The sequence below is a fragment of the Rhodococcus sp. BP-160 genome (assembly GCF_019836205.1).
Classification (GTDB): Bacteria; Actinomycetota; Actinomycetes; order Mycobacteriales; family Mycobacteriaceae; genus Rhodococcoides.
In genome coordinates this window covers 738,822-762,042 of the sequence record NZ_JABUEK010000002.1, presented here as the reverse complement: position 1 = coordinate 762,042, position 23,221 = coordinate 738,822, and the positions used below count along the sequence as shown (strand labels likewise).

At 69.2% G+C, this 23,221-nt stretch carries 25 protein-coding genes; 5 read left to right on the top strand and 20 right to left on the bottom strand.

The window, feature by feature from the left end; genetic code table 11:
* Window positions 1-13 precede the first annotated feature (13 nt).
* The 8 genes from recA to pgsA all read right to left on the bottom strand — a co-directional run bounded on the left by recA (window position 14) and on the right by pgsA (window position 5,999).
* Window positions 14-1,060 carry a recombinase RecA gene (recA, locus tag HQ306_RS10015; RefSeq protein WP_027505126.1) on the bottom strand — a complete coding sequence of 349 codons (1,047 nt, stop codon included), beginning with the start codon at window positions 1,058-1,060 and terminating at the stop codon, window positions 14-16.
* Between the two features lie 166 nt (window positions 1,061-1,226).
* Window positions 1,227-1,421, bottom strand: a complete 195-nt coding sequence (locus HQ306_RS10010; RefSeq protein WP_027505125.1) for a DUF3046 domain-containing protein — start codon at window positions 1,419-1,421, stop codon at window positions 1,227-1,229.
* 35 nt (window positions 1,422-1,456) lie between these two features.
* The gene (locus tag HQ306_RS10005; RefSeq protein WP_222630888.1) at window positions 1,457-2,635 is read right to left on the bottom strand and encodes a glycosyltransferase; all 1,179 of its coding nucleotides are present in this window, start codon (window positions 2,633-2,635) and stop codon (window positions 1,457-1,459) included.
* A 34-nt stretch (window positions 2,636-2,669) separates the two neighbouring features.
* The gene (locus HQ306_RS10000) at window positions 2,670-2,843 is read right to left on the bottom strand and encodes a hypothetical protein (protein WP_027505123.1); all 174 of its coding nucleotides are present in this window, start codon (window positions 2,841-2,843) and stop codon (window positions 2,670-2,672) included.
* Window positions 2,844-3,041: 198 nt separating this feature from the next.
* Complete coding sequence (locus HQ306_RS09995) at window positions 3,042-3,881, bottom strand: hypothetical protein (protein WP_261769370.1); 840 nt, start codon at window positions 3,879-3,881, stop codon at window positions 3,042-3,044.
* A gap of 31 nt (window positions 3,882-3,912) precedes the next feature.
* Complete coding sequence (pspA, locus tag HQ306_RS09990; protein ID WP_222630886.1) at window positions 3,913-4,731, bottom strand: PspA/IM30 family protein; 819 nt, start codon at window positions 4,729-4,731, stop codon at window positions 3,913-3,915.
* 161 nt (window positions 4,732-4,892) lie between these two features.
* Window positions 4,893-5,243 (bottom strand): helix-turn-helix domain-containing protein, encoded by a 351-nt coding sequence (locus HQ306_RS09985; RefSeq protein WP_027505119.1) that lies wholly within the window; start codon window positions 5,241-5,243, stop codon window positions 4,893-4,895.
* A gap of 201 nt (window positions 5,244-5,444) precedes the next feature.
* Window positions 5,445-5,999, bottom strand: coding sequence for a CDP-diacylglycerol--glycerol-3-phosphate 3-phosphatidyltransferase (gene pgsA / locus HQ306_RS09980; RefSeq protein WP_261769547.1), 555 nt, complete (start codon window positions 5,997-5,999; stop codon window positions 5,445-5,447).
* Between the two features lie 284 nt (window positions 6,000-6,283).
* Here pgsA and HQ306_RS09975 point away from each other — a divergent pair, with 284 nt between their 5' ends.
* Both HQ306_RS09975 and HQ306_RS09970 read left to right on the top strand, forming a co-directional pair.
* Window positions 6,284-6,766: an amino-acid N-acetyltransferase gene (locus HQ306_RS09975; RefSeq protein WP_027505117.1), complete on the top strand. Its 483-nt coding sequence runs from the start codon at window positions 6,284-6,286 to the stop codon at window positions 6,764-6,766.
* 37 nt (window positions 6,767-6,803) lie between these two features.
* Window positions 6,804-7,088: a YciI family protein gene (locus HQ306_RS09970; protein ID WP_027505116.1), complete on the top strand. Its 285-nt coding sequence runs from the start codon at window positions 6,804-6,806 to the stop codon at window positions 7,086-7,088.
* Between the two features lie 76 nt (window positions 7,089-7,164).
* Here HQ306_RS09970 and HQ306_RS09965 read toward each other — a convergent pair whose 3' ends face one another.
* The 3 genes from HQ306_RS09965 to HQ306_RS09955 all read right to left on the bottom strand — a co-directional run bounded on the left by HQ306_RS09965 (window position 7,165) and on the right by HQ306_RS09955 (window position 11,925).
* Window positions 7,165-8,253: a TerC family protein gene (locus tag HQ306_RS09965; RefSeq protein ID WP_081821174.1), complete on the bottom strand. Its 1,089-nt coding sequence runs from the start codon at window positions 8,251-8,253 to the stop codon at window positions 7,165-7,167.
* A gap of 264 nt (window positions 8,254-8,517) precedes the next feature.
* Entirely contained in the window at window positions 8,518-11,229 is a 2,712-nt protein-coding gene (locus HQ306_RS09960; RefSeq protein ID WP_222630882.1) for a DNA translocase FtsK, read from the bottom strand.
* Between the two features lie 66 nt (window positions 11,230-11,295).
* On the bottom strand, window positions 11,296-11,925 hold the full coding sequence (locus tag HQ306_RS09955) for a TIGR03085 family metal-binding protein (protein ID WP_056444917.1): 630 nt from the start codon (window positions 11,923-11,925) through the stop codon (window positions 11,296-11,298).
* Between the two features lie 36 nt (window positions 11,926-11,961).
* On the opposite strand from HQ306_RS09955, the gene HQ306_RS09950 reads away from it, so the two are divergent.
* On the top strand, window positions 11,962-12,735 hold the full coding sequence (locus HQ306_RS09950) for a sulfite exporter TauE/SafE family protein (RefSeq protein WP_222630880.1): 774 nt from the start codon (window positions 11,962-11,964) through the stop codon (window positions 12,733-12,735).
* Between the two features lie 78 nt (window positions 12,736-12,813).
* On the opposite strand, the gene HQ306_RS09945 is transcribed toward HQ306_RS09950, so the two are convergent.
* The 5 genes from HQ306_RS09945 to HQ306_RS09925 are packed head-to-tail and all read right to left on the bottom strand — an operon-like array spanning window position 12,814 to window position 18,797.
* A complete protein-coding gene (locus HQ306_RS09945; RefSeq protein WP_222630878.1) occupies window positions 12,814-14,838 on the bottom strand; it encodes a ribonuclease J in 2,025 nt (674 codons plus the stop codon).
* On the bottom strand, window positions 14,838-15,794 hold the full coding sequence (dapA, locus tag HQ306_RS09940) for a 4-hydroxy-tetrahydrodipicolinate synthase (protein WP_081821173.1): 957 nt from the start codon (window positions 15,792-15,794) through the stop codon (window positions 14,838-14,840). Before dapA ends, HQ306_RS09945 begins: the two co-directional genes overlap by 1 nt.
* A 57-nt stretch (window positions 15,795-15,851) precedes the next feature.
* Window positions 15,852-16,625: an FAD-dependent thymidylate synthase gene (gene thyX / locus HQ306_RS09935; protein ID WP_222630876.1), complete on the bottom strand. Its 774-nt coding sequence runs from the start codon at window positions 16,623-16,625 to the stop codon at window positions 15,852-15,854.
* A gap of 26 nt (window positions 16,626-16,651) precedes the next feature.
* Complete coding sequence (locus HQ306_RS09930) at window positions 16,652-17,893, bottom strand: winged helix-turn-helix domain-containing protein (protein ID WP_027505109.1); 1,242 nt, start codon at window positions 17,891-17,893, stop codon at window positions 16,652-16,654.
* Window positions 17,886-18,797: a DMT family transporter gene (locus HQ306_RS09925; RefSeq protein WP_222630874.1), complete on the bottom strand. Its 912-nt coding sequence runs from the start codon at window positions 18,795-18,797 to the stop codon at window positions 17,886-17,888. Before HQ306_RS09925 ends, HQ306_RS09930 begins: the two co-directional genes overlap by 8 nt.
* A gap of 122 nt (window positions 18,798-18,919) precedes the next feature.
* On the opposite strand from HQ306_RS09925, the gene HQ306_RS09920 reads away from it, so the two are divergent.
* A complete protein-coding gene (locus HQ306_RS09920) occupies window positions 18,920-19,690 on the top strand; it encodes a trans-aconitate 2-methyltransferase (RefSeq protein WP_222630872.1) in 771 nt (256 codons plus the stop codon).
* 38 nt (window positions 19,691-19,728) lie between these two features.
* Window positions 19,729-20,382 carry a DUF3105 domain-containing protein gene (locus tag HQ306_RS09915; protein WP_222630870.1) on the top strand — a complete coding sequence of 218 codons (654 nt, stop codon included), beginning with the start codon at window positions 19,729-19,731 and terminating at the stop codon, window positions 20,380-20,382.
* Here the strand turns inward: HQ306_RS09915 and HQ306_RS09910 are convergent, their stop codons facing one another.
* From HQ306_RS09910 to HQ306_RS09895, 4 genes are all read right to left on the bottom strand, one after another.
* Window positions 20,383-20,835: a flavodoxin family protein gene (locus tag HQ306_RS09910; protein WP_027505105.1), complete on the bottom strand. Its 453-nt coding sequence runs from the start codon at window positions 20,833-20,835 to the stop codon at window positions 20,383-20,385.
* Complete coding sequence (locus HQ306_RS09905) at window positions 20,832-21,254, bottom strand: hypothetical protein (protein ID WP_197027766.1); 423 nt, start codon at window positions 21,252-21,254, stop codon at window positions 20,832-20,834. Before HQ306_RS09905 ends, HQ306_RS09910 begins: the two co-directional genes overlap by 4 nt.
* Before the next feature lie 70 nt (window positions 21,255-21,324).
* A complete protein-coding gene (dapB, locus tag HQ306_RS09900; protein WP_027505103.1) occupies window positions 21,325-22,077 on the bottom strand; it encodes a 4-hydroxy-tetrahydrodipicolinate reductase in 753 nt (250 codons plus the stop codon).
* A 35-nt stretch (window positions 22,078-22,112) separates the two neighbouring features.
* Window positions 22,113-23,219, bottom strand: a complete 1,107-nt coding sequence (locus tag HQ306_RS09895) for a zinc-binding dehydrogenase (protein ID WP_056444936.1) — start codon at window positions 23,217-23,219, stop codon at window positions 22,113-22,115.
* Window positions 23,220-23,221: the final 2 nt, after the last annotated feature.

The following is a 23,221-nucleotide window of genomic DNA, read 5'->3' as shown; positions in this document are numbered from 1 at the left end:
GAGAGACCTGCTGTCAGAAGTCGACCGGAGCAGCGACGGCCTCGTCGGGCGTACGCACGTCTGCACCGATGCCGAGCTTCTCCTTGATCTTCTTCTCGATCTCGTCACGGATGTCGGTGTTCTCGAGCAGGAACTTGCGTGCGTTCTCCTTGCCCTGGCCCAGCTGATCACCCTCGTAGGTGAACCAGGAGCCGGACTTGCGCACGAAGCCGTGCTCGACACCCATGTCGATGAGCGAGCCTTCCTTGCTGATGCCCTTGCCGTACAGGATGTCGAACTCGGCCTGCTTGAACGGCGGCGACACCTTGTTCTTGACCACCTTGACGCGGGTGCGGTTACCGACTGCGTCGGTTCCGTCCTTGAGCGTCTCGATACGACGGATGTCCAGGCGCACCGATGCGTAGAACTTCAGCGCCTTACCGCCCGTCGTGGTCTCGGGCGAGCCGAACATGACGCCGATCTTCTCGCGCAGCTGGTTGATGAAGATGACCGTGGTGCCGGACGAACTGATGGCGCCGGTGATCTTGCGCAGGGCCTGGCTCATCAGGCGGGCCTGCAGACCGACGTGACTGTCACCCATCTCGCCCTCGATCTCGGCACGGGGAACCAGGGCTGCCACGGAATCCACGACCAGGATGTCGATGGCACCGGACCGGATCAACATGTCCGCGATCTCGAGCGCCTGCTCACCGGTGTCCGGCTGGGAGACCAGCAGCGCGTCGGTGTCGACACCGAGCTTGGCGGCGTAGTCCGGATCGAGGGCGTGCTCCGCGTCGATGAACGCGGCGATGCCGCCGGCGGCCTGTGCGTTGGCGACCGCGTGGAGCGCGACCGTCGTCTTACCCGAGGACTCCGGGCCGTAGACCTCGACGATGCGGCCGCGCGGGAGTCCGCCGATGCCGAGCGCGACGTCCAACGCGATCGAACCCGTGGGGATGACGGCGATGGGCACACGGGCCTCGTCGCCGAGACGCATGACCGACCCCTTGCCGAAGTTCTTGTCGATCTGCGCGAGCGCGAGATCGAGCGCCTTGTCCCGATCGTATGCAGCTGCAGCCATCATGGTCTCCTTCTCGAAGTTCTTGTCCCCGAAGCGTCTGTACCCCGTCGATCTGTCGCCAAGGTAGAGGGGGGTACCGACAAGAACCGCTGCCGTGCGATTCCCGTCGACTCTGCACACGACTATAAGCGAACAGGTGTTCGATACCCAGCGACACGCCGGAGGTTCACCACCGCGATCGGGGAACGTCGAACTCGACGCACAGTGCACGCCACACGTCCTTCGGATCCTCGCCGTCCTCGATGGCCTGCGCGGCGGTGCGGTTCCCGAGGCTCAGCAGCAGGTGGTCGACCAGCATCGAGTCCCCGGTCACGGTTCCGAACTGTTCGGCGACACGGTCGTGGAAGTCGGTCAGGCGCACCATGTCACCGTAACCCGGGACGTCCGCGCTCCCCCTCAGCGCGGGCGGGAGTCGACGATCACGCTGCGGCACACCGCGACGGGATCCTCGACCGCGGCGGCGGTCGCCGCGGCGCGACCTGCCGCGGCGGCGTACGTCGAGTCGCTCAGCACCCGGTCGATCGCCTCCGCCACGGCGTCGGCGGACACCGGACGCACGATCGTGGCGCTTCCCTGCCGGGCCGCGCGGTTGGCCAGTTCCCACTGATCTCCCCCGCCGGGGATCACGACCACCGGGACGCCGACGGACAGCGACTTCGCCAACATCCCGTGGCCGCCGCCGCACACCACGACCGACGCCAGCGGCAGCAGCGCGTCCTGGCGCCCCAGTCCGCCCACCGCCCAGGACGGTAGACCGGCCGGAACGTCGTCCACCGTGGTGATCACCAGTCGACGACTCCGGCCGCGCGCACGTGAGGCCGCCGCCGCCTCGACAGTGGCCTCGACCATGGACACGGCGCCGGTCGCGGCCGTCGACGGTGCCAGCAGGATCAGCGGTTCGGTCCCCGGCGGCGGGTCGAGGAGAGCGGTCGTCGGCTCCCACAACAACGGACCGACGACCCGCGCCTCGGCCGGCCAGTCCGACCGCGGCACCTCGAGCGCGGGGATGGTCGCGACGAGGCGCCGCGCGGGGCCGGGGTCCGACGCGGGCAGACCGACGCCCTCGCGCGCCCGAGCGCGCTGCGCCAGCCCCGCTCGGACGGACCGGTCCGTCAGAGCTCGCATCACGGTGTCCCGCAACCGACCTCGCAGTCCCGTGCCCGGTGCGAGACCACTCCCGATCGGGGGCAACGACACGGAGGGCCGGTAGAGCGGGTGCGGAGACAGTTCCACCCAGGGAACTCCCAGCCGCTCGGCGGCGAGACCGCCGCCGGCCGTGAGAATGTCCGAGACCACCAGATCGGGAGCCGCCTCGGAGAGCACCGGCAGCAGCATCGAGGACATGTGGGCCGCTCGCTCGTGGATTCTGCGGCCGGCGTCCGCGTCGTCGTCCTCGGGTCGCGGTTCCAGTCCCGGCAGCAGGCGAGTGTCCACCCCGTCCGCTCGCGCGGCGTCGAGCCACCGATCGCCGGTGTAGACCACGGCCGTCTCTCCTGCGGCCGTCAGCGCCTTCGCGAGCGCGATGGCAGGGAAGGCGTGCCCCGCATCGGGGCCGGCGACCACCGCGACGAGCATGGGCGAAGCCTAGGTCAGCGCGGCACCGGGGACGTCAGAAGGGTGACTTCGCCGAGTCGCGATCGCCGCTCATCGCGCGGAAGAGGAAGTAGAGACCGGTTCCCACCACGGCCAGCGCCACCAGGGGGAACAGCGCCTTCAGCAGGGCGCCGAGAACGACGATGCCGATCCACACCAGAACGATCGCACCGAGAATCTTCCAGAACATGTCGAACTCCTTCTCGTCGGGGACTCTCGTCGCCGGCCGCGGTGGAGTTCACCGGCGATCCGTCGACGAGTTCGACACTGCCAGAACCGAACTGGCACAACACCGAATCGTCCCGGAGTTCAGGGTGAAGATCGGGGTCGACCCCGAGGACGGTATGTCGATCTCAGGGTCGCGGTCGGGGTGAGACCGTCGCCGAGGTCAGGGCTTCTGCAGGTGCTCGAGGCCGAATGCCCAACCCTCGAGGCGATCGGACGCGAACTGGAGGGCGTCCCGTCGCGCGTCGAGTGCGGTGAGCGAACCGGAGGAGCCCGGCGCGGTGAGCAACGCAGCCGCGGCGACGAGCCCGTCGAACTGGTGCACACCGTCCGCCAACCGGGCCGCGGTGGACCCGATGGACCCGGACAGATGGACCGCTGCAGCGGGACTTCCCAGCGCTGCTCTCTCCATCGCGACGATGTCGTGCGCGACCTCGGTCAGGGCTGCCGACGCGGCCGCGGCGATCCGGGTCGTGTCGTGCACGTCGTCCGCGGCGACCGCCCCGGATCGAGCGAGGATGCCCGTCAGCTCGTGCAGACTGCGTTCGGCGGCCGCGAGACGTTCGATGGGCTCGCGAGCGGCGGAGCCCACCGGAGGCAGAGCACGGCGGACCGGCGTTGCTGCCGGCAGTGGCTGGGCCCGCAGCCGTCGGTAGGCCGCCGCCGCGGCCACGGCGGGCACCGCGAACAACACCGTGGTGCCTGATCCCCCGACGACGATCCAGTCGGGTGCGGACGTGGCCGCCACCGTGACGGTGGCGACGCCCATCGACCCGGACGCCGCACCGAAGAGCGTGGCCCGCCGGCGAGTCCGACGGATCCGCCGTTCGGCCTTCTTCCGCGGGTCGTTCCACGACTTGGCGGCGTCGAGGAACGGCCGCGTGACGTCCACGACGCCACGAGCCCGGGCGCGCACCAGGTCGGCCGCGCGCCCCACTTCGGCCGGAGCAGCGGGCCGCTCGTGCCACATCTGCCGTCGGTGCGGGTCGCCGTGTCCGGACATCAACGCTCCGTGAGGGTCTCGTGCAGGCGGATCAGTTGGCCTGAGGAGGCTCGGGGGTCGCCTGCGGGGACGACAGGTTCTTCTGCGTGGACACGCCGTCCGCGGAGGGGCCGGCGGTGAGCGAGTCGCCCGCCATGGAGGCACGGATCTGCTCGAGGCGGCTGTGTCCGGCCATCTGGACGCTCGCCTGCTGCACCTCCATCATGCGGCCCTGCACGGAGTTCTGAGCGAGCTCGGCGGAGCCGAGCGCGTTGGCGTAGCGGCGCTCGATCTTGTCCCGGACGGCGTCGAGGCTGGGCGTGTTGCCCGGTGCGGACAGCGTGGTGTCCATCGAGCGGAGCGACTCGCTGACGCGCTCCTGCATCTTGGCCTGCTCGAGCTGGCTGAGCAGCTTGGTGCGCTCGGCGACCTTGGCCTGCAGCGTCATGGCGTTCTGCTCGACGGCCTTCTTGGCCTGGGTGGCGGCCTGGAGCGCCTGGTCGTGCAGAACCTTGAGGTCCTCGACGCTCTGCTCGGCGGTGACCAGCTGGGCCGCGAACGCCTCGGCGGCATTGGTGTACTGGGTGGCCTTCTCGACGTCGGCAGCCGCATTGGCCTGGTCGGCGAGGGTGACGGCCTGGCGCGCATTGGCGTTCAGCTTCTCCACCTCGTCGAGCTGGCGGCTGAGCTTCATCTCGAGCTGGCGCTGATTACCGATGACCGACGCGGCCTGCTGCGAGAGCGCCTGGTGCTGACGCTGGGCGTCCTCGATGGCCTGCTGGATCTGGACCTGCGGATCCGCCTTCTCGTCGATCTTGGAGTTGAACAGAGCCATCAGATACTTCCAGCCCTTGACGAAAGGATTGGCCATCGGTTCTTCCTGCCTCCATGTGATCCGCCGCGTACGCGACCCGGCTGGCGACCGTCACCGCCGGTGATGCTGCGCGTGTCCGGGACACGCGGTCTGTCTGTGATCGGTACCCGCCATGATCCCATGTCGAACCACGAATGGTCGGAAACGGGACGCGAAGATCAGGCAGCGGCGAGTGCTCGCGCGGTCGGGGCCGGGATGACCACGCGCGTCTCGTCCGAGATGTGGGCCGCACCGCGCTCGGCGGGAACACCCGTCGACGCCGCCGCACTCGCCATCGTGTCCGTGAGCGATTCGCTCACGTCGAACAGAACGTCCGACAGTGGGACGTCGAGGGCATCGCAGATGGCGTTGAGCAGTTCGCTCGACGCCTCCTTGCGGCCACGCTCGACCTCCGAGAGATACCCGAGGCTGACGCGCGCCGTGTTGGAGACCTCGCGCAAAGTGCGGCTCTGAGCGACCCGTGTGCGGCGAAGACTGTCGCCCAATGCCTCACGCAAGAGCAGCGCCATGTGGCCCCTCCTTCATCGTGTTCAAAGTACGTCGTGGTCGACCGCGGGAACGCCTGTCGGTGCACCGTCGCTCGACCCTCGTCCACCTACAACGCCGGAACGGTCCGATCGGTTCCCGCGACGCGTGTGGACACCCGTCGGAACGGGTGAGAGAACCCTAACCCCCGCTCGCGATCCGCACGCGGCGGAGCACCGGACGGCTCATCGCCCGTCGTGTGGTGTCCGGACCCGCGGCCGCACTGCCTGCACCACGTAGTCGAGTCCCGTGATCACGGTCAGCGCCACGGCCACGATCATCAGCACCATCGCTGCCGGGATCACAGCGTCGGGAAGCGGCAGAACGTAGACCCCGATGGCCACGCTCTGGACGAGGGTCTTGAGCTTGCCGCCGCGTCCCGCGGGGATGACACCGTGCCGCAGGACCGCGAACCGCAGGAGCGTTATGGAGATCTCGCGGGCACCGATGACGAGGGTGATCCACCAGGGCAGGTCCCCCAGCATGGACAGTCCGACCAGGGCCGCCCCGATCAGCGCCTTGTCGGCGATGGGGTCTGCCATCTTGCCGAACTCCGTCACGAGCCCGTGCTTGCGCGCCAGTTGGCCGTCGATGCGATCGGTGATCGCCGCGACGACGAAGATCCCGAAGGCCGCGAGCCGCCACCCGGTCTCCTGGCCACCGTCCGCGAACAGAGCCCACAGGAACACCGGGACCAGCGCGATCCGCAGGACGGTCAGGACGTTGGCGATGTTGAGCAGTGGAGCCGGAGTGAGCGGGCCCGAGCCGACGACGGCGTCGGGCGTCGGCGCGGACGCGTCACCGGGGCCACGACCGACGTCGTACTGAGCGCTCACGTCGCCGAGCCCGCTCTCGGGACGTGACGTGAGTTACCGGCGCGGGACACACGGTCACAATATCGGTACGCCCGATGACTACTGTTCACCCCATGACTTCCGACCTCGATCCGGAGACGGACTCCCGGGCGGCGCAGGATCGCGCAGACGTCCGGACCGCGTCCGGGTCCACCACCGAGCGCGTGCGCCTGCGCCGTGCCCGCACCTCCGACATCCCGGAGATCAAGCGACTCATCGACATCTACGCGGGCCGGATCCTGCTCGAGAAGAATCTCGTGACCCTCTACGAGGCGGTCCAGGAGTTCTGGGTCGCCGAGGTCGACGGTGTCGTCGCCGGCTGCGGTGCGCTGCACGTGCTGTGGGCGGATCTCGGCGAGATCCGCACGGTCGCCGTCGATCCGTCGGTCAAGGGTCACGGCGTGGGCCACCTCATCGTGTCCCGGTTGATCGACGTCGCCCGCGAACTGCAGCTCTCCCGCATCTTCGTGCTCACCTTCGAGGTGCCGTTCTTCGCCCGCCACGGGTTCTCCGAGATCGACGGGACCCCGGTCACCGCCGAGGTCTACGCGGAGATGTGTCGCTCGTACGACACCGGTGTCGCCGAGTTCCTCGATCTCAGCTACGTCAAGCCCAACACTCTCGGCAACACCCGCATGCTGCTCACGCTCTAGATCACCCACCACCCGCTCACACCGCAGGAGAACATCGATGGCCCATTTCCTCGTCAACTACACGTACTCGTCGGCCACCGCCGAGGGACGCGACCGCGTCCGCGCCGAGCACCGCGACTGGCTGCGGGATCTCCTCGCTCGCGACATCGTGGTGGTGGCGGGGCCGTACGCGGACGACAGCGGCGCCACCATCATCGTCAAGGGTGAGAGTGCGGACCAGGTGGGCACGCTGTTCGCCGAGGACCCGTTCGCGGTGGAGAAGCTCGTCGACGCCGTGGCGATCCAGGAGTGGAAGCCGGTGATGGGCGTCCTCGCGGAGTGACCCGCCCTCCGGCACCCGCCGGACACACGAACAGCCCGGCACCTCTCGGTGCCGGGCTGTTCTCGTGCGGGACGGATCAGCGCGAGTCGCGCTCGGTGTCCGTGACGCCGGTCGACGTGGTACCGGTCGAGGCGGCCGTGGTGTCGTCGCCGAGGACCGGGCTTCCGGTCTCGCCGTCCTTCACCGCGGGCTTCGCGTCGCCGCGGGTCTTGAGCAGGCTGGCCACGGTGGTGACGATCAGGATGCCCATGATGACACTGAGCGACACTCCGGTGCTGATCTCGGGGACCGACAGGTTCTCGCCGCCGTTGATGAAGCCGAGCTCGTTCTCGTGGAGCGCGTGGAGGACGAGCTTGACGCCGATGAACGCCAGTACCAGGGACAGGCCGTAGGACAGGTAGACCAGGCGATCGAGCAGTCCGCCGATCAGGAAGTACAACTGGCGCAGACCCATGAGGGCGAACGCGTTGGCCGTGAAGACGATGTACGGCTCGGTGGTGAGACCGTAGATCGCCGGGATCGAGTCCAATGCGAACAGGATGTCGGTGAAACCGATGACGACCAGGGCCAGCAGCATCGGGGTGACCACGCGCTTGCCGTCGATCTTCACCGTCAGACGATCACCGTGGTACTCGTCCGTGGTGGGGAGGATCTTCTTGGCGAACTTCATGATCTTGGTGTCCTGCTGGACCTCGTTCTCCTCCTCTTCCCCGGCCTCCTTGATGAGCTTGTAGGCCGTGTAGATGAGGAACGCACCGAAGAGGTAGAAGACCCAGCTGAAGTTGTTGATGGCCGCGGCACCGAGGGCGATGAAGCCACCGCGCATCACGAGCGCCATCACGATGCCGATGAGCAGCACCTTCTGCTGGTACTGACGCGGTACGGCGAACGTCGTCATGATGATGAGGAAGACGAACAGGTTGTCGACGCTGAGCGCCTTCTCGGTGACGTACCCGGCGAAGTACTCACCGCCGTAGGTCGCGCCGTACTGCCAGAACACGATTCCGCCGAAGATGATGGCGATCGTGATGTAGACGACGGACCACGTCGCCGATTCCTTGAAGGTCGGCTCGTGGGGGGTCTTCACGTGAGCGAAGAAGTCGAAGACGAAGAGTCCCAGGATCACCACGATGGTGACGATCCAGACTGTGGACGAGACATTCATGTGAGCAACTACCTCCGGTAGTCCATGGGTGGGCTCCGGAGGTCTCTCCCACAGAACCAGTGATGATGTCTCGTGTGACCACTGTGTCTGCCGATGACCCGGATCGAGGCAGGGCTCGATCGTGCTGACGGGTCCTTCGCAAGCTGGGGATACTCCCCTCCTGAGAACAACCATGCCACAGCCCCGGCCGTATGGAGGCACGCGAAGGGTAATGCACAGGTAAAACTCAGCTGGCGTGAGAGTCAATTCACAACGGGGCCACCGTCACTCGTCCGGATTGTCCGACTCTCCCGGATCCCCGCCCTTGATCGACCACAGCAGCCCGTCCAACTCGTCGGGCTTGACCAGGACGTCGCGGGCCTTCGATCCCTCGCTCGGGCCGACCACGCCGCGCGTCTCCATCAGATCCATGAGCCTGCCGGCCTTGGCGAAGCCGACGCGCAACTTGCGCTGCAGCATGGACGTCGAGCCGAACTGACTCGTCACGACGAGTTCGACGGCTTGGAGCAGCACGTCGAGATCGTCGCCGATGTCGGCGTCGACGTCCTTCTTCTCCGCGGCCTTCTGCGCGGTGACGCCCTCCTGGTACTCCGGCTCCGCCTGGTTCTTGGCGAAGTCGACGACCGCGGTGATCTCCTCGTCGGTGATGAAGGCGCCCTGTAGACGGGTAGGCTTGCCCGCGCCCATCGGCAGGAACAGGGCGTCGCCCATACCGATGAGCTTCTCCGCACCCTGCTGATCCAGGATGACGCGGGAGTCGGTCAGCGACGACGTGGCGAACGCGAGCCTGGACGGGACGTTGGTCTTGATCAGGCCCGTGACGACGTCGACGGACGGGCGCTGGGTCGCGAGCACGAGGTGGATGCCGGCCGCGCGCGCCTTCTGCGTGATGCGGACGATCGCCTCCTCCACGTCCCGCGGCGCGGTCATCATCAGGTCCGCGAGCTCGTCGACGATCGCGAGGATGTACGGGTAGGGCTTGTAGACGCGCTCGCTGCCGAGCGGTGCGGTGATCTCGCCCGACTTCACCTTCTTGTTGAAGTCGTCGACGTGGCGCACCCGGTTTGCCTGCATGTCCTGGTAGCGCTGCTCCATCTCCTCGACCAGCCAGGCGAGGGCCGCGGCAGCCTTCTTCGGCTGCGTGATGATCGGCGTGATGAGGTGCGGGATCCCCTCGTACGGGGTCAGCTCGACCATCTTGGGGTCGATGAGGATCATCCGGACCTCCTCCGGCGTCGCCCGCGCGAGCAACGACACCAGCATGGAGTTGACGAAGCTCGACTTGCCCGAGCCGGTGGAGCCCGCCACCAGGAGGTGCGGCATCTTCGCGAGGTTGGCGCTGACGAAGTCGCCCTCGATGTCCTTGCCGAGGCCGATGACCAGAGGATGGTGATCCTTGCGGGTCGAGGGCGCCGTCAGCACGTCGGCCAGGCGGACCATCTCGCGGTCGGAGTTGGGCACCTCGATGCCCACCGCCGACTTGCCGGGGATGGGGGCCAGCAGACGCACGTTGTCGGTGGCCACCGCGTACGCGATGTTGCGGGCGAGCGCCGTGATCTTCTCGACCTTGACGCCCGGTCCGAGCTCGACCTCGTAGCGCGTGACCGTCGGTCCGCGGGTGAAGCCGGTGACGGCGGCGTCGATCTTGAACTGCTCGAGGACCTCGGAGATCGCCTCGATCATCGCGTCGTTCGCCTGGCTGCGCGTCTTCGGCGGGTCGCCGTCGATCAGCAGGGACAGCGAGGGCAGGACGTAGTCGCCGTCGACGACGCGGTCCACGACGAGTTTGTCGTCCTCCTTCAGCTTCGGCGGAGTCGCCGCGACGACCGGAGCGGGCTTCGGCGTCGGCTCGACCACCGGTTCCTTCGCACGCGTGCGGACGGGCGGCGGCACCGGCACGTACTCGGTGGGAGCGTCGTCCACCGGTGCCGACTTCTCCACCGGGTACGCGTCGGCCGGCGCGGACGATCGGCGGCGGCGCGACCTCGCCGGCTTCTCGTCGACCGGGTAGCCGTCGGCGTCGAACAGAGCCGGGTCGTACTCGTCGTACGAGGAGCCGTAGCCCGCGGAGTCGTACCCGTCCGGTGCGAAGTCACCGAGGTGCGACTCCTCCTCCCAGTCCTCGTAGTCGCTGTACTCGTCGCCGCGGTTCGCCGTACCGAACAGGGTCCGCAGACGCGCGGGGATGTCGCGCACGGTCGTCCCGGTGAGGAGAAGGACGCCGAACAGGACCGCGAGCAGGAGCAGCGGCACGGCGAGCCAGACGGTGACCCCGCTGCTGAGCGGACCGCCGACGACGAAGCCGACGAAGCCGCCGCCGGACGCACGCCCGGCCAGGTCGTCCGGTGATCCGGAACCCAGATGCCAGAGTCCGAGCATCGGCAGGCCGACGAGCAGAGACCCGAGGACGAGCCGGGGGCGGTCGTCGGGAGCGGGTTCGGTCCGCATCAGGGCTACGGCGACGCCGATGCCGAGCAGCGGCAGCAGGATGGCCGCGCTGCCGACGACGGCGCGCAGCCCGATCTCGATCCACTCCCCGACCGGGCCACCGGCCGAGAACCAGAGACCGGCGGCGACGACCACGCTGACCGCGAGGCACCCGAGGGCGATGCCGTCGCGGCGGTGGCCGTGTTCGATGTCGGCGGCCTTGCCGACGGTGCGAGTGGTGGCACCGAGTCCGCGCGCGGCGAGGCCCCACCCCTTGCCGATGCCGCGACCCACGGAGTTCAGGGCCGCGCGACCGGGCGAGATCGTGCGCTTGGGGGCGCTGCGAGGTCGGGCTCCGGACGATGACCGTGCGGTACCGGACGAGCGAGTCGCCGGGGTGCGCCCGGTGGACGACCGGGGGGCGGTGGGCTTGCGCGGCGTCGTGACCGTCCGCCCGCGTCCGGTGGAGGCACCACTCGTGCCGGTGCCTGCCTTGCTCGATCCGGCCGCGCCGGATCGGGACGCGCGCGTACTCGTCTTGCCTGCCATACCCGTCAGGCTAGTCGGTCGACCCCATCCGGACCATCCGCAACACCAGTAACAGCTCGACCGCTGTCACACGCCGCGGTCGAGGCCCTTCACCGCGGCGACGTCCGCCTGGTCGCCGTCGAACTCCAGCACCACCGCATCGCGGCCGAACGCGTGCAGCACCAGCTCCGACGGCTCCCCGCGCAGCGCCACCCGGCGCGAGGCCGACTTCTTCCCGAACGTCCGCCGACGACCGTCCGGGGTCTCCACGTCCACGGCCACGGGGGCTCCCCGGTAGGCGACACGGCCGAGCAGACCCAGCAGACCCCACAGGGCGGTCTGCATCTCGGCGCTCAGTTCTCGCGGAGTCGGTGCGGATCCGTCGGCCCGCCGGACGTCCTCGTGGTGGACGAACATCTCCCCGAGGTTGATCTGCGCGTCGAGGAGCTTGTACGGCGACCACACCGGAGGTCCCGTGCGCACGTCGTCGACGAGGCCCACCCACTCCCCCGCGGCGACCGAGTCCTGCACGCGGCGCGTGTACCCCGCCAGCGGCGGTAGGAAGATGCCCGGAGCCGCATCCAGGCGGCGTTCGCGGATCACCAGATGCGCCGCAAGATCCCGGACGGTCCAGTCACCGCACAGGGTGGGAGCGTCCGGACCGACCTTCGCCATCGTGTCGGCCAGTTCCAGACGTTCGTCGTGCGCAAGGCTCATGACACACGAATCTAGCCGTGTCGTACGGTCGCCGGTGTGCCCGTCTCCGAAATAGTCCTCGTGCTGCTCGCGGGGTTCGCCGCCGGTGGCATCAACGCCGTCGTCGGGTCAGGAACGCTCATCACGTTCCCCACTCTCATCGCCTTCGGGTACCCACCCGTCACGGCGACCATGAGCAATGCGATCGGACTGGTGGCAGGCAGCGCCTCCGGCGCATGGGGCTACCGACGCGAACTACGCGGCCAGTGGTCGCGGTTGCGCTGGCAGCTCCCCGGATCGCTGCTCGGCGGCGTGCTCGGTGCCTGGCTCCTGCAGCACCTGCCCGAGAAGACCTTCACCGCCGTGGTTCCGGTGCTGCTGATCCTGGCGCTGGTCCTGGTGGTCACCGGCCCCCGCATCCAGGCCTGGGCCCAGAAGCGCTCCGAGCCGGACACCGCCACCGGGATCGGCCGCGGACGCTTCGTGCTGCTGGTGATCGGGACGTTCGCCGTGGGTGTCTACGGCGGCTACTTCACCGCGGCCCAGGGCATTCTGCTGATGGGCGTCATGGGCGCGTTGCTGCCGGAGAACATCCAGCGCATGAACGCGGCCAAGAATCTGCTGTCGCTCGTGGTCAACGTCGTGGCGGCGGCATCGTTCATCATCTTCGCCTTCGACCGGATCAGTTGGGCGGCAGCCGGTCTCATCGCCGTCAGCTCCCTGATCGGCGGCGCGGTGGGAGCACGGTACGGCCGGCGTCTGTCACCGCGGGTGCTGCGTGCCTGCATCGTCCTGCTGGGCCTCGTCGGTCTGTACAACCTGCTCGCCTAGCCGGCCGACGACGGGGCGAGAGACACGACAGGCCGGCGCCGGGGTGTCCCCGGGGCCGGCCTGTCGAGTGCGACCGTGTCAGCTCGGCGTGACCTCTAGCACGGTCGGCACGATCATCGGCTTGCGGCGGTACTTGTCCGCCACCCAGCGACCGACGATGCGGCGGACGGACTGCGCGATGCGGTGCGTGTCCCGCACACCCTCGCCGGCGAGACGCACCAACTCCGCCTCGACCAGCTGCGCCGCTTCCTTCAGTGCCGCGGGATCGTCGGAGAAGCCGCGACCCGAGACCTCGGGAGTGCCGACGGACTTGCCGGTGGTGGTGTCCACGGCCATGGTGATGGCGATGAAGCCGCCCTCACCGAGGACGAGGCGGTCGGACAACGTCGAGTCGCCCACGTCGCCGACGGACAGGCCGTCGACGTACACGTGGCCCACTGGCACCTGGCCGACGATCTCGGCGAGGCCGTCGACCATGTCCACGACGACGCCGTCCTCGGCCAGCACCACGCGCTCCTCCGGCACACCCGTCGACACCGCGAGAGCGGCATTGGCGCGCAGGTGCCGCCACTCGCCGTGCACGGGCATCGCGTTGGTGGGACGGACCGCGTTGTAGAGGTACAGCAGCTCGCCGGCCGACGCGTGGCCGGAGACGTGCACCTTGGCGCTCTGCTGCGTGACCACCTTGGCGCCACGCTTCGCGAGCCCGTTGACGACGGCGAACACGGAGTTCTCGTTGCCGGGGATCAGCGACGACGCGAGGACGACCAGGTCGTCGGCACGGACGTTGATCTGACGATGCTCACCCCGCGCCATCCGGGACAGCGCGGAGAGCGGCTCGCCCTGCGAGCCGGTGGAGACCAGGACCAGCTTGTCGTCCGCGAGCTTCGTCGCGGTGTCCATGTCGACCTCGACACCCGAGGGCACCGTCAGGTACCCGAGCTCCTGGGCGATGGCCATGTTGCGCACCATCGACCGCCCGACGAAGGCGACCTTGCGGTTGTAGCGGTGTGCGACGTCGATGACCTGCTGGATGCGGTGCACGTGGCTCGCGAACGACGCGACGATCACGCGGTTCCTGGCCTTGCCGATGACCGTGTCCAGGACACCGCCGATCTCACGCTCGGGCGTGACGAATCCGGGCACCTCGGCGTTGGTGGAGTCCACCAAAAAGAGGTCGACACCCTCGTCGCCGAGTCGCGAGAACCCGCCGAGATCGGTCAGGCGGCCGTCGAGCGGCAGCTGGTCGAGCTTGATGTCGCCGGTGTGCAGCGCGACACCGGCATCGGTACGGATGGCGACGGCGAGCGCGTCGGGGATCGAGTGGTTGACCGCGAAGTACTCGAGCTCGAACGGTCCGTGGTTCGTGCTCTCGCCCTCGCGCACCTCGACGAGCTTCGGCTTCTGGCGGTGCTCACGGCACTTCGCCGCCAGCAGCGCCAACGTGAACTTGGAGCCGATGACCGGGATGTCCGGGCGCAGGCGCAGCAGGAACGGCACGGCACCGATGTGGTCCTCGTGACCGTGGGTGAGCACCAGGGCGACCACGTCGTCCATCCGGTTCTCGATGTGACGGAAGTCCGGGAGGATCAGGTCGACACCGGGCTGTGCGTCCTCGGGGAAGAGCACACCGCAGTCGACGATGAGCAGCTTGCCCTTGTGCTCGAAGACCGTCATGTTGCGGCCGATCTCGCCGATGCCGCCGAGGGCGACGACGCGGAGACCGTTCTTCGGTGCCTTGGGCGGAGCTCCGAGTCGCTGCGTCTTGTCCACGACCGTGCGCGCATCGGGTCGCTGGATGGCAGCGGAGTTCTGCGGGGTGCGCGCGGGACGCGACCGAGGACCGCGGCCCCCACCCGAGCCCGAGTTGCCGTTCGACGATCGCGAGCCGCCCGACTGGCGGTCGCGGCCGGTCGGCGCGTCCTTCACGGGCGCCTCCTTCACGGGAGCGGCTTTCGCCGGCGCCTGCGCCGCGGGGGCGTCCTGCACGGGCGCGGCCTCGGCCTTCGGTGCAGGAGGAGCGGGCTGCTGTTCCTGCGGAGGAAGTTCCGCGGGCGGTCCGGCACTACGGGTGGCACTGCGCCGCCTGGGCGGTCGAGTCATCAAAGAACTCCTGCACGGTGAAGATCGGCTGCCAGAGCATCGATCTGATCGGTGGACGGTGGAACTTGCGGCAGACGGGGCTCCCCCACGTCGATGCCGAGAAGACGAAGGCCCGCCTTGGAGCCCGTGACGCCGCCGAGTCGGGCGAACGACCGCACGATCGGGAGCAGACCGACGTTGATGGCTTGCGCTGCGGCGATGTCGCCCGCGGCCCAGGCGGAGTGGAGATCCCGGAGCTTGCCGGGCACGAGGTGCCCGATGACGCTGACGAAGCCGACGGCCCCGACGGACAGCCAGGGCAGGTTGAGCGGGTCGTCGCCCGAGAAGTACTCGAGACCGGTCGAGGCGATGAGTTCGGCTCCCGCGGCGAGGTCGCCCTTCGCGTCCTTGACGGCGAGGATGCGCGGATGATCGGCGAGGCGACGCAACGTCTCCGTCTCGATCGGCACCACCGAGCGGGGCGGGATGTCGTACAGCATGACGGGCAGATCGGTCGAGTCGGCCACGGCGACGAAGTGGGCGTACAGGCCGGCCTGCGGCGGGCGCGAGTAGTACGGGGTGACGACGAGCAGTCCGTGTGCCCCGGCGTCGGCGGCGGCACGAGCGAGTTCGATGCTGTGCGCGGTGTCGTTGGTACCGGCGCCGGCGACGATGCGAGCGCGATCTCCGACGGCAGCGACCACGGCGCGCAGCAGGTCGGCCTTCTCGCGATCCGTCGTGGTCGGCGACTCGCCCGTCGTTCCCGAGATCACGAGGCTGTCGCACCCGCTCGAGACCAGATGCGCGGCCAGTGCGACGGAGGCGTCGATGTCGAGAGCACCGTCCGGAGTGAACGGTGTCACCATCGCGACGGAGACGGCACCGAACGGCGAGGGCGTGCTGCTCGTCTGCACTCGTGCCGCAGTGTCGACAGTCCCCGCAGCGTCGACAGTCCTCGCGGTGTCACCGATGGTCATGGTCAGGAAGGTTACCCGGTCCCCGTCCGGCCGCCGGACCCCCACGACCCGCGCCGCCTATTCCCCCGCGTACGAACTCCTGGCGACTTCCGTTCCGTCGGCCAGTGTCTCGATCTCGAAGTCGGCGAAGACGTCGGGTGCGACCTCGACGAGGCGCCGCAGGCAGGCCACCGCGAGCCGTCGGATCTCGAGATCCGCGTGCTCGGAGGCCCGCATGGTGACGAAATGCCGCCACGACCGGTAGTTCCCGGTCATCACCAGGCGCGTCTCCACGGCGTTCGGGAGCACTGAGCGCGCGGCCTGCCGCGCCTGCTTCCCGGCGACGACCGCAGGCGAGTCCGCACCGGTCTCCGCTTCGAGTGCGGACAGCAACGCGTCGTACGCGGCACGGGACGAGTCGGTCGCATTCTGGAACAACTCACGCAACGTCGCGTCGGACTCGAGAGCTGGAGGCACGACCATCAGCGCGTCGCGTTCGGACACCGAACGCTGGGAGAGCTGCGAGAAGGAGAAGTGGCGGTGCCGGATCAACTCGTGACTGCAGGAGCGTGAGATGCCGGTGATGTAGAAACTCGCGGACGCGTGCTCGAACACCGACCAGTTCCCCACGGCCAGTAGGTGGTTGAGATACCCGGCGTTGGTCGCGGTGCGCGGATTGGGCTTCGACCAGCTCTGGTAGCAGGCCCGGCCGGCGAACTCGACCAACGCCTGACCGCCGTCGGCGTCGGTCTCCCACGGCACCTCCGACGGAGGGGTGAAGGACGTCGCGGCCACGAGCTGAACGGACAACGGGGCACCGGCTCGATGCTCTGACACTGGACGCTGGGACATTCGACACAGACTATGGGGTGGCGGCGTCATCGAGAGACGGCGCGTACCTCGCGGCCCAGGTCGGCCGCGAGATCACCACGGTCACCGACCACGACGTCGGCCACGTCCAGCCATCGCGCCATCTCCGTCACCGACGCGGCCAGCGCCGCCGCCACCTCGCCACGGCGGCCGCGGGCGTCGACGGAGGGCTCGGTGAACGCACCGGGCACCGTGAGCACTCCGGCGGAGCGATCGACCCGGATGTCGACGCGGGCGACGAGCTCGTCGTGCAGCAGGAACGGGAAGACGTAGTACCCGTACGTCCGCTTCGGCTCGGGCGTGTAGATCTCGATGCGGTAGTGGAAGTCGAAGAGACGCTCGGTGCGCGGACGCCCGAAGATCAGCGGGTCGAACGGGCACAGCAGTGCGGCCGACTCGACCGACCGCGGTACCCGGGTGTCTCGATGCAGGAAAGCCTGATCCCGCCACCCGGTCACGGTCACGGGCACCAGCACGCCCGCGTCCACCAGGTCGGCCACGGCCCGAGTGGTCTGGGCCGCCGACAGCCGGTAGTGATCGCGCAGGTCGGCCGCCGTGGCGACCCCCATCGCCTCGGCCGACTTCTCGACGAGCTGACGCACCGCGTCTACTTCGTCCACCCGTCGCGACACGACGTCCGGGGGCAGCACGCGCTCGGCGAGGTCGTACAGCCTCGTGAACCGTTCCCGCCGCGGCACCGACAACACGCCGCCGGCGAAGAGCTGTTCGCACACCACCTTGACGTCACTGTGGTCCCACCACGGCCCCTTGGGGCCGGGTCTCCGGCGATCCAACAGAACTTCGAGCTCTCGCGCGGTGACGGGCCCCTGGTCGCGGATCGCGTCGAGCACGTCCTCCACCAGTCCGGGACTGCGCGCAGCGACCCTCGCGGCGCCGCCCCACCGACCGTGCTCGTACTGATCCATCCGCCACCGCATCAGCGGCCAGTCGGCGACGGGCAGGAATGCCGCCTCGTGCGCCCAGTACTCGACGAGCAGGCGCGGCGATCGCGCCGTGTCGGTCCACGCCGCATCGTCCAGCGCCTGACGGTCGTAGGGGCCGACACGACTGAACACCGGCGCGTAGTGCGCCCGCACCGCCGCGGACACCGAATCGATCTGCAGCAACTTCGTCGAGCGCACCACACCCGCCACCGCGCGCCTGCCGGAGACCGCACCGGACCGCGCTCGACCGAAGCCCTGGGCCGCGACGGCCGTGCGACGCGCTGCCGCCGCGGACAGCTCACGCATGGGCACCGCCCGCGTTCGTCCGGGCGTGGGTCACTCCGGCGTCGACGACGGACACCAGGAGCAGCACCGCACCGACGGCGCCCACCGCCGTGAGTCGTTCGTCCAGCAGGATCACTGCCAGGACGGTACCGGTGAGAGGTTCGAGGAGTGCGACGACCGCCGCCGTCGACGCCGCCGCGGTCCGCAGTCCGCGGAAGTACGCGCTGTAGGCCACAGCCGTCGGGACGAGGGCGAAGCTGAGCACGAGGAGAATGCTCGTCACCGACACGACCGGGAGCAGCGCCGTGCGGTCCGTGGCTGTCGCTGCCACCGCGAGCAGCGCCCCGCCCAGCACGAACGACCATCCGGTGACGACGGTGTCGTCGCCCTGCGCGGCATGTCGACGACCGACGAGGGTCATCGTCGCGAACGCACTGCCCGACACCACCGCCAGAGCGCCGCCCACGACGGTGGACCGCAGATCGCCGTCGGCCGGGGAACCGACGAGCAGCCCGAGCCCCGCGACACCGACGACGACGGTCCGCACGACGGCACCCGCCGGGCGGCGACGTGCCGTCAGCGACTCCACGAGGACGACCACCACCGGAGCCGACCCGATGGTCACCAGGGTCGCGGCCGCCACGCCCGCCGTGACGGTGGCTGCGAAGTAGGCACCCTGGAAGACCGCGGCGAGTGTTCCGATGACGGCGATGCGACTCCACACAGGTCGGCCGCGCGGCAGAACGCCCCCGGTCGCGGCCACGACCGCGAGGAGCATCAGCCCGCCGAGGCCGAGCCGGTACGCGGCGACCGCGGTGGACGGGAGGTCCGCGGAGCGACCCAGCGCGGTTCCGAGAACACCGCCGGTCCCCCACAGCACGGCGGCGGCGACGAGCAACGCCACACCGGATCGCGGGTACTGCACCGGCAGCCTCCTCACCCTCACGTGTCCAGCGACCGTAGCGCCGGTGGACAGTGCTGCTCACTCCGGCGTAGCGTGCATAACAGTACAAGCGTACTGTTTGCCGGCCCGTCGAAGGAGCCATCATGTGGAGCCCGTCCGACTACCTCACCTTCGCCGACGAGCGCACCCGTCCGTTCCGCGAACTGCTCGCACGCATCGCTGTCGGGAGTCCCCGGCGCGTCGCCGATCTCGGCTGCGGCCCGGGCAATGCGACGGCGTTGCTCGCGCACCGCTGGCCGGACGCCGCCGTCGAGGCGTCGGACAACTCGCCGGACATGGTCGCGGCCGCGCGCGCTGCCGGTCTGGACGCCACCGTGCTGGACGTGCGGGACTGGGTGCCGTCCTCCGACACCGACGTCGTCGTCTCCAACGCGACTCTGCAGTGGGTGCCCGAACACCGGGAACTGCTGGCGCGCTGGCCCGGCCAGTTACCGGACGGTGCCGTGATCGCCGTCCAGATGCCCGGCAATTTCGATGCACCGTCGCACCGCATCATCCGGGACCTCGCGACATCGGACGCCTGGGCACCGCGACTTCCCACTCTCGAGCTGCGGCACGCGAACGCCGTGGACGATCCCGAGCAGTACGCCGATCTGCTGGCCGCCCGGGGTTGCGCCGTGGACGCCTGGGAGACCACGTACGTCCAGCAACTCCGTGGTGCCCGGCCCGTTCTCGACTGGGTCTCCGGCACCGCTCTCACCCCGATCTTCGACCTCCTCGACGAGAAGGGTCGGGACGAGTTCCGCGACGACCTCGCTCCGTTGTTGGCCGACGCCTACCCGGCACGATCCGACGGGACCACCTTCTTCCCGTTCCGACGCGTCTTCGTCGTCGCGGTGGTGCGGAACGGCTGACGAGCAGGACGGTGCGGCCGGACGGATACTCTCGAATCATGCATCGGTCGGCGCTCGTTCCCCTGATCCTGTCGGCCGCCCTCCTCGCCGGGGGCTGCGGCAGGGCCGTCGAGGGACGTCCGACGGCCGACGCGTGGGTGCCCACCGCCGACAATCCCGACCCCTCTCTCTCGCTCGACGGCATCGAGGTGGTCGACTACCCGCCCGCCTACCACGTACTGCCGAACTACCGTGTGGCGTACGCCTTCTCACCGCCGATGGGTGGTCGACACGACAACGCGTGGGCGACGTGCACCGGCGTGGTCTATCCGGAGGCCGTGCGCACCGAGAACATGGTGCACTCCCTCGAACACGGTGCCGTGTGGATCGCATACGACCCCGAAGCGCTCGACGACGGCGAGATCGCAGCGCTGGCCGCGCGGGTGGAGGGCGAGCCGTACCTGATGATGTCGCCGTATCCGGGCATGGATCGCCGGATCTCGCTGCAGTCGTGGGGGCATCGCCTGGCAGTGGAGAGCAGCGACGACGAGCGCATCGACCGTTTCGTCTCGGCACTGCGCCTGAATCCGAACACTTTCCCGGAGCCCGGCGCGACGTGCGCGACCCTGCCCACCACGTTCGACACGGCGAACCCGCCGGCGTTCGTCGAGAGCGCGCCGGATCCCGCATCCCCGCTGACCCTTCCGGAGTGATCAGGCAGGCATGATCGTCGCGGCCACCGTGCCACCGAGTTCGACGAGCCGTTCCCGCGCAGCGGCGTCGAACCCGGTCACCTCGACGGGCACCGCGGCCGGCTCGAGGCCCCATCCGCTCACGATGCTCGTCAGTGCGCGCACCGCGCCCGCAGTGTCGTTGTTGCCGTACACCCAGGCGCCCCAAGGCTTTCCGTTCATCGACCCGAGCGTCGGGTAGTACACCGTGTCGAGGAAATGCTTGAGAGCACCGGACATGTACCCGAAGTTCGCGGGAGTGCCGAGGAGGATGCCGTCCGCGTCGACCACGTCGGCGATCGTGGCACCCAGGGCCGGGCGCACCCGGACGTCGACACCCTCGATGTCGGGATCCCGCGCCCCGGCCAGCACCGCCTCGAGCATCTCCGCCATGGGCGGCGACACCGTGTGGTGCACCACCAGCAGGACGGTCACGCGCTCTCGGTGCGCTCGAGTTCCACGGCGCGCCGCATGATCTCGCGTGCGCGCCCGCGATCGCCCGCGTAGTCGTACGCACGGGCGAGACGGTAGTTCGTGCGCCAGTCGTCGGGCGACTTCTCGTACTCCGCCTTGACGTCCGCGAAGAGCGAATCCGCCGCGCCGCGCTCGATGCGCCCCGACGGCATGCGCGGAAGGTCGTCGACGTCCAGCTCGAGATTCTCGTCGTGGATCCGACGGGCCAGGTGCTGGTGCCGAAAACCCGCCCGCAGCGTCGCCGCCACGATCCACAGGCCCAGCAGCGGAAGGATCAGCACACCGATACCCAGCCCGATGTTGACCGGACCGCCGAGCTGGATGAAGTCGATCCCCCGCCCGCCCAGGATGACGAAGTAGACGCCGAGAACCAACACCATCACGGCGATGATCGCGACCACCCGCGAATACTTGCTCACTCCGACCGTCCTCCGGACTTCCCGCTGCTCATCACAGATCCATCAGCGGTTCGATGCCCAACGTCAACCCGGGCCGCGCCGCGATGGACCGGACGCCCAGCAGCACACCGGGAGTGAAGGAGGTGCGGTCGATCGAGTCGTGCCGAATGGTGAGAGTCTCGCCCTGCGTTCCCAGGAGCACCTCCTGGTGCGCCACCAGACCGGCGAGGCGCACGGAGTGCACACGCACTCCGTCGACGTCGGCGCCGCGCGCACCGTCGAGTTCGGTGGTGGTCGCGTCGGGACTCGGGCCCACTCCCGCCGCGCGCCGCGCGTCCGCGATGAGCGCCGCCGTGCGGTACGCGGTGCCGGACGGCGCGTCCGCCTTGTTCGGGTGGTGCAGCTCGATCACCTCGACCGAGTCGAAGAAGCGTGCCGCCTGCTGCGCGAACGCCATCGACAGCACGGCGCCGATGGCGAAGTTGGGAGCGATGAGCACTCCGGTCGCGGGCGAGTCCGCTAGCCAGGACCGCACCTGATCGAGTCGCTCGTCGTCGAACCCGGTGGTGCCCACGACGGCATGGATCCCGGCGCCGATCAGGTACTGCAGGTTGTCCATGACGACACTGGGATGGGTGAAGTCGACCACGACCTGCGCGCCGTTCTCGGCGAACGTCTCGAGCCGGTCGTCCTTGTCCACGCGAGCGACGAGCTCCGTGTCGGCCGCGGCCTCGACGGCCTCGCACACCGCCTGGCCGACCTTGCCGGCCGCGCCGAGTACTCCGACACGTATCGCCTCTGTCACCTGTTCACCCCTCACCTCGAACTGTCGGGGACAGCCTAGTGGTCGAACTCGATGACCTGACGAATCGCCTTGCCGTCCGCCAGTTCGTCCATCGCCCGGTTGATCCCGTCGAGCGTGATGCGTGAGGACACCAGTTTCTCCACCGGGAAACGGCCCTCGCGCCACATCTGCTCGTACGTCGGAATGTCCCGTTCGGGAACGGCGGACCCGAGGTAGCTCCCGACGATGGTCCGCGCCTCGGCCACGAGCGTGAGGGGCGAGATCGACGCTCGGGCGTCCGGCGACGGCAGGCCCACTGTCACGGTGGTGCCGCCCGGAGCCGTGGCAGCGAGAGCGGTCTCGAAGGCGCGCGCGTTGCCGGCGGCCTCCACGACGATCTGGGCACGCACGCCGGACTCGGCCAATTCCTGCGGGGTGTACACGGACGTGGCGCCCAACTCGCGGGCCGTCTCCAGCTTCTCCGGCATCGAATCGACCCCGATGACGTCGCCCAGTCCGAGCGAGGCCGCGGTGAGCACCGCGGCCATGCCCACTCCGCCGAGCCCCACCACCATGATGGTGTCGCCCTCGGTGGGGGACGCGGCGTTCAGCAGTGCGCCGCCGCCGGTGAGCACCGCGCACCCGAGCACCGCGGCGACGGCCGGCGGGACGTCGTCGCCCACGGGCACCACCGACCGCCGGTCCACCACCGTGTGCGTCGCGAAACCGGACACCCCGAGATGGTGCTTGATCTCGACGCCGTCGCGGCGCAGCCGCACGTCTCCGCCGAGCAGAGTGCCGGCGTTGTTGGCCGCGCTGCCGGGGATGCACGGTGTGCGCCCGTTCGACCGGCACCCCGAGCACTCACCGCATCGAGGCAGGAAGGTCATCACCACGCGCGTGCCGAGCGCGAGATCGACCCCCGGGCCGACGCCCTCGACGATGCCCGCGGCCTCGTGCCCCAGCAGCATCGGGACGGGGCGCACGCGGTTGCCGTCGACCACCGACAGATCGGAATGGCACAACCCCGCCGCCTCGATGCGTACGAGGATCTCCCCCTCGCCGGGAGGATCGAGCTCGAGCTCGGACACCGTCAGGGGACGCGACTCCGCGAACGGCCGCGAACGGCCGATCTCTTCCAGGACAGCTCCGCGAATCTTCATGC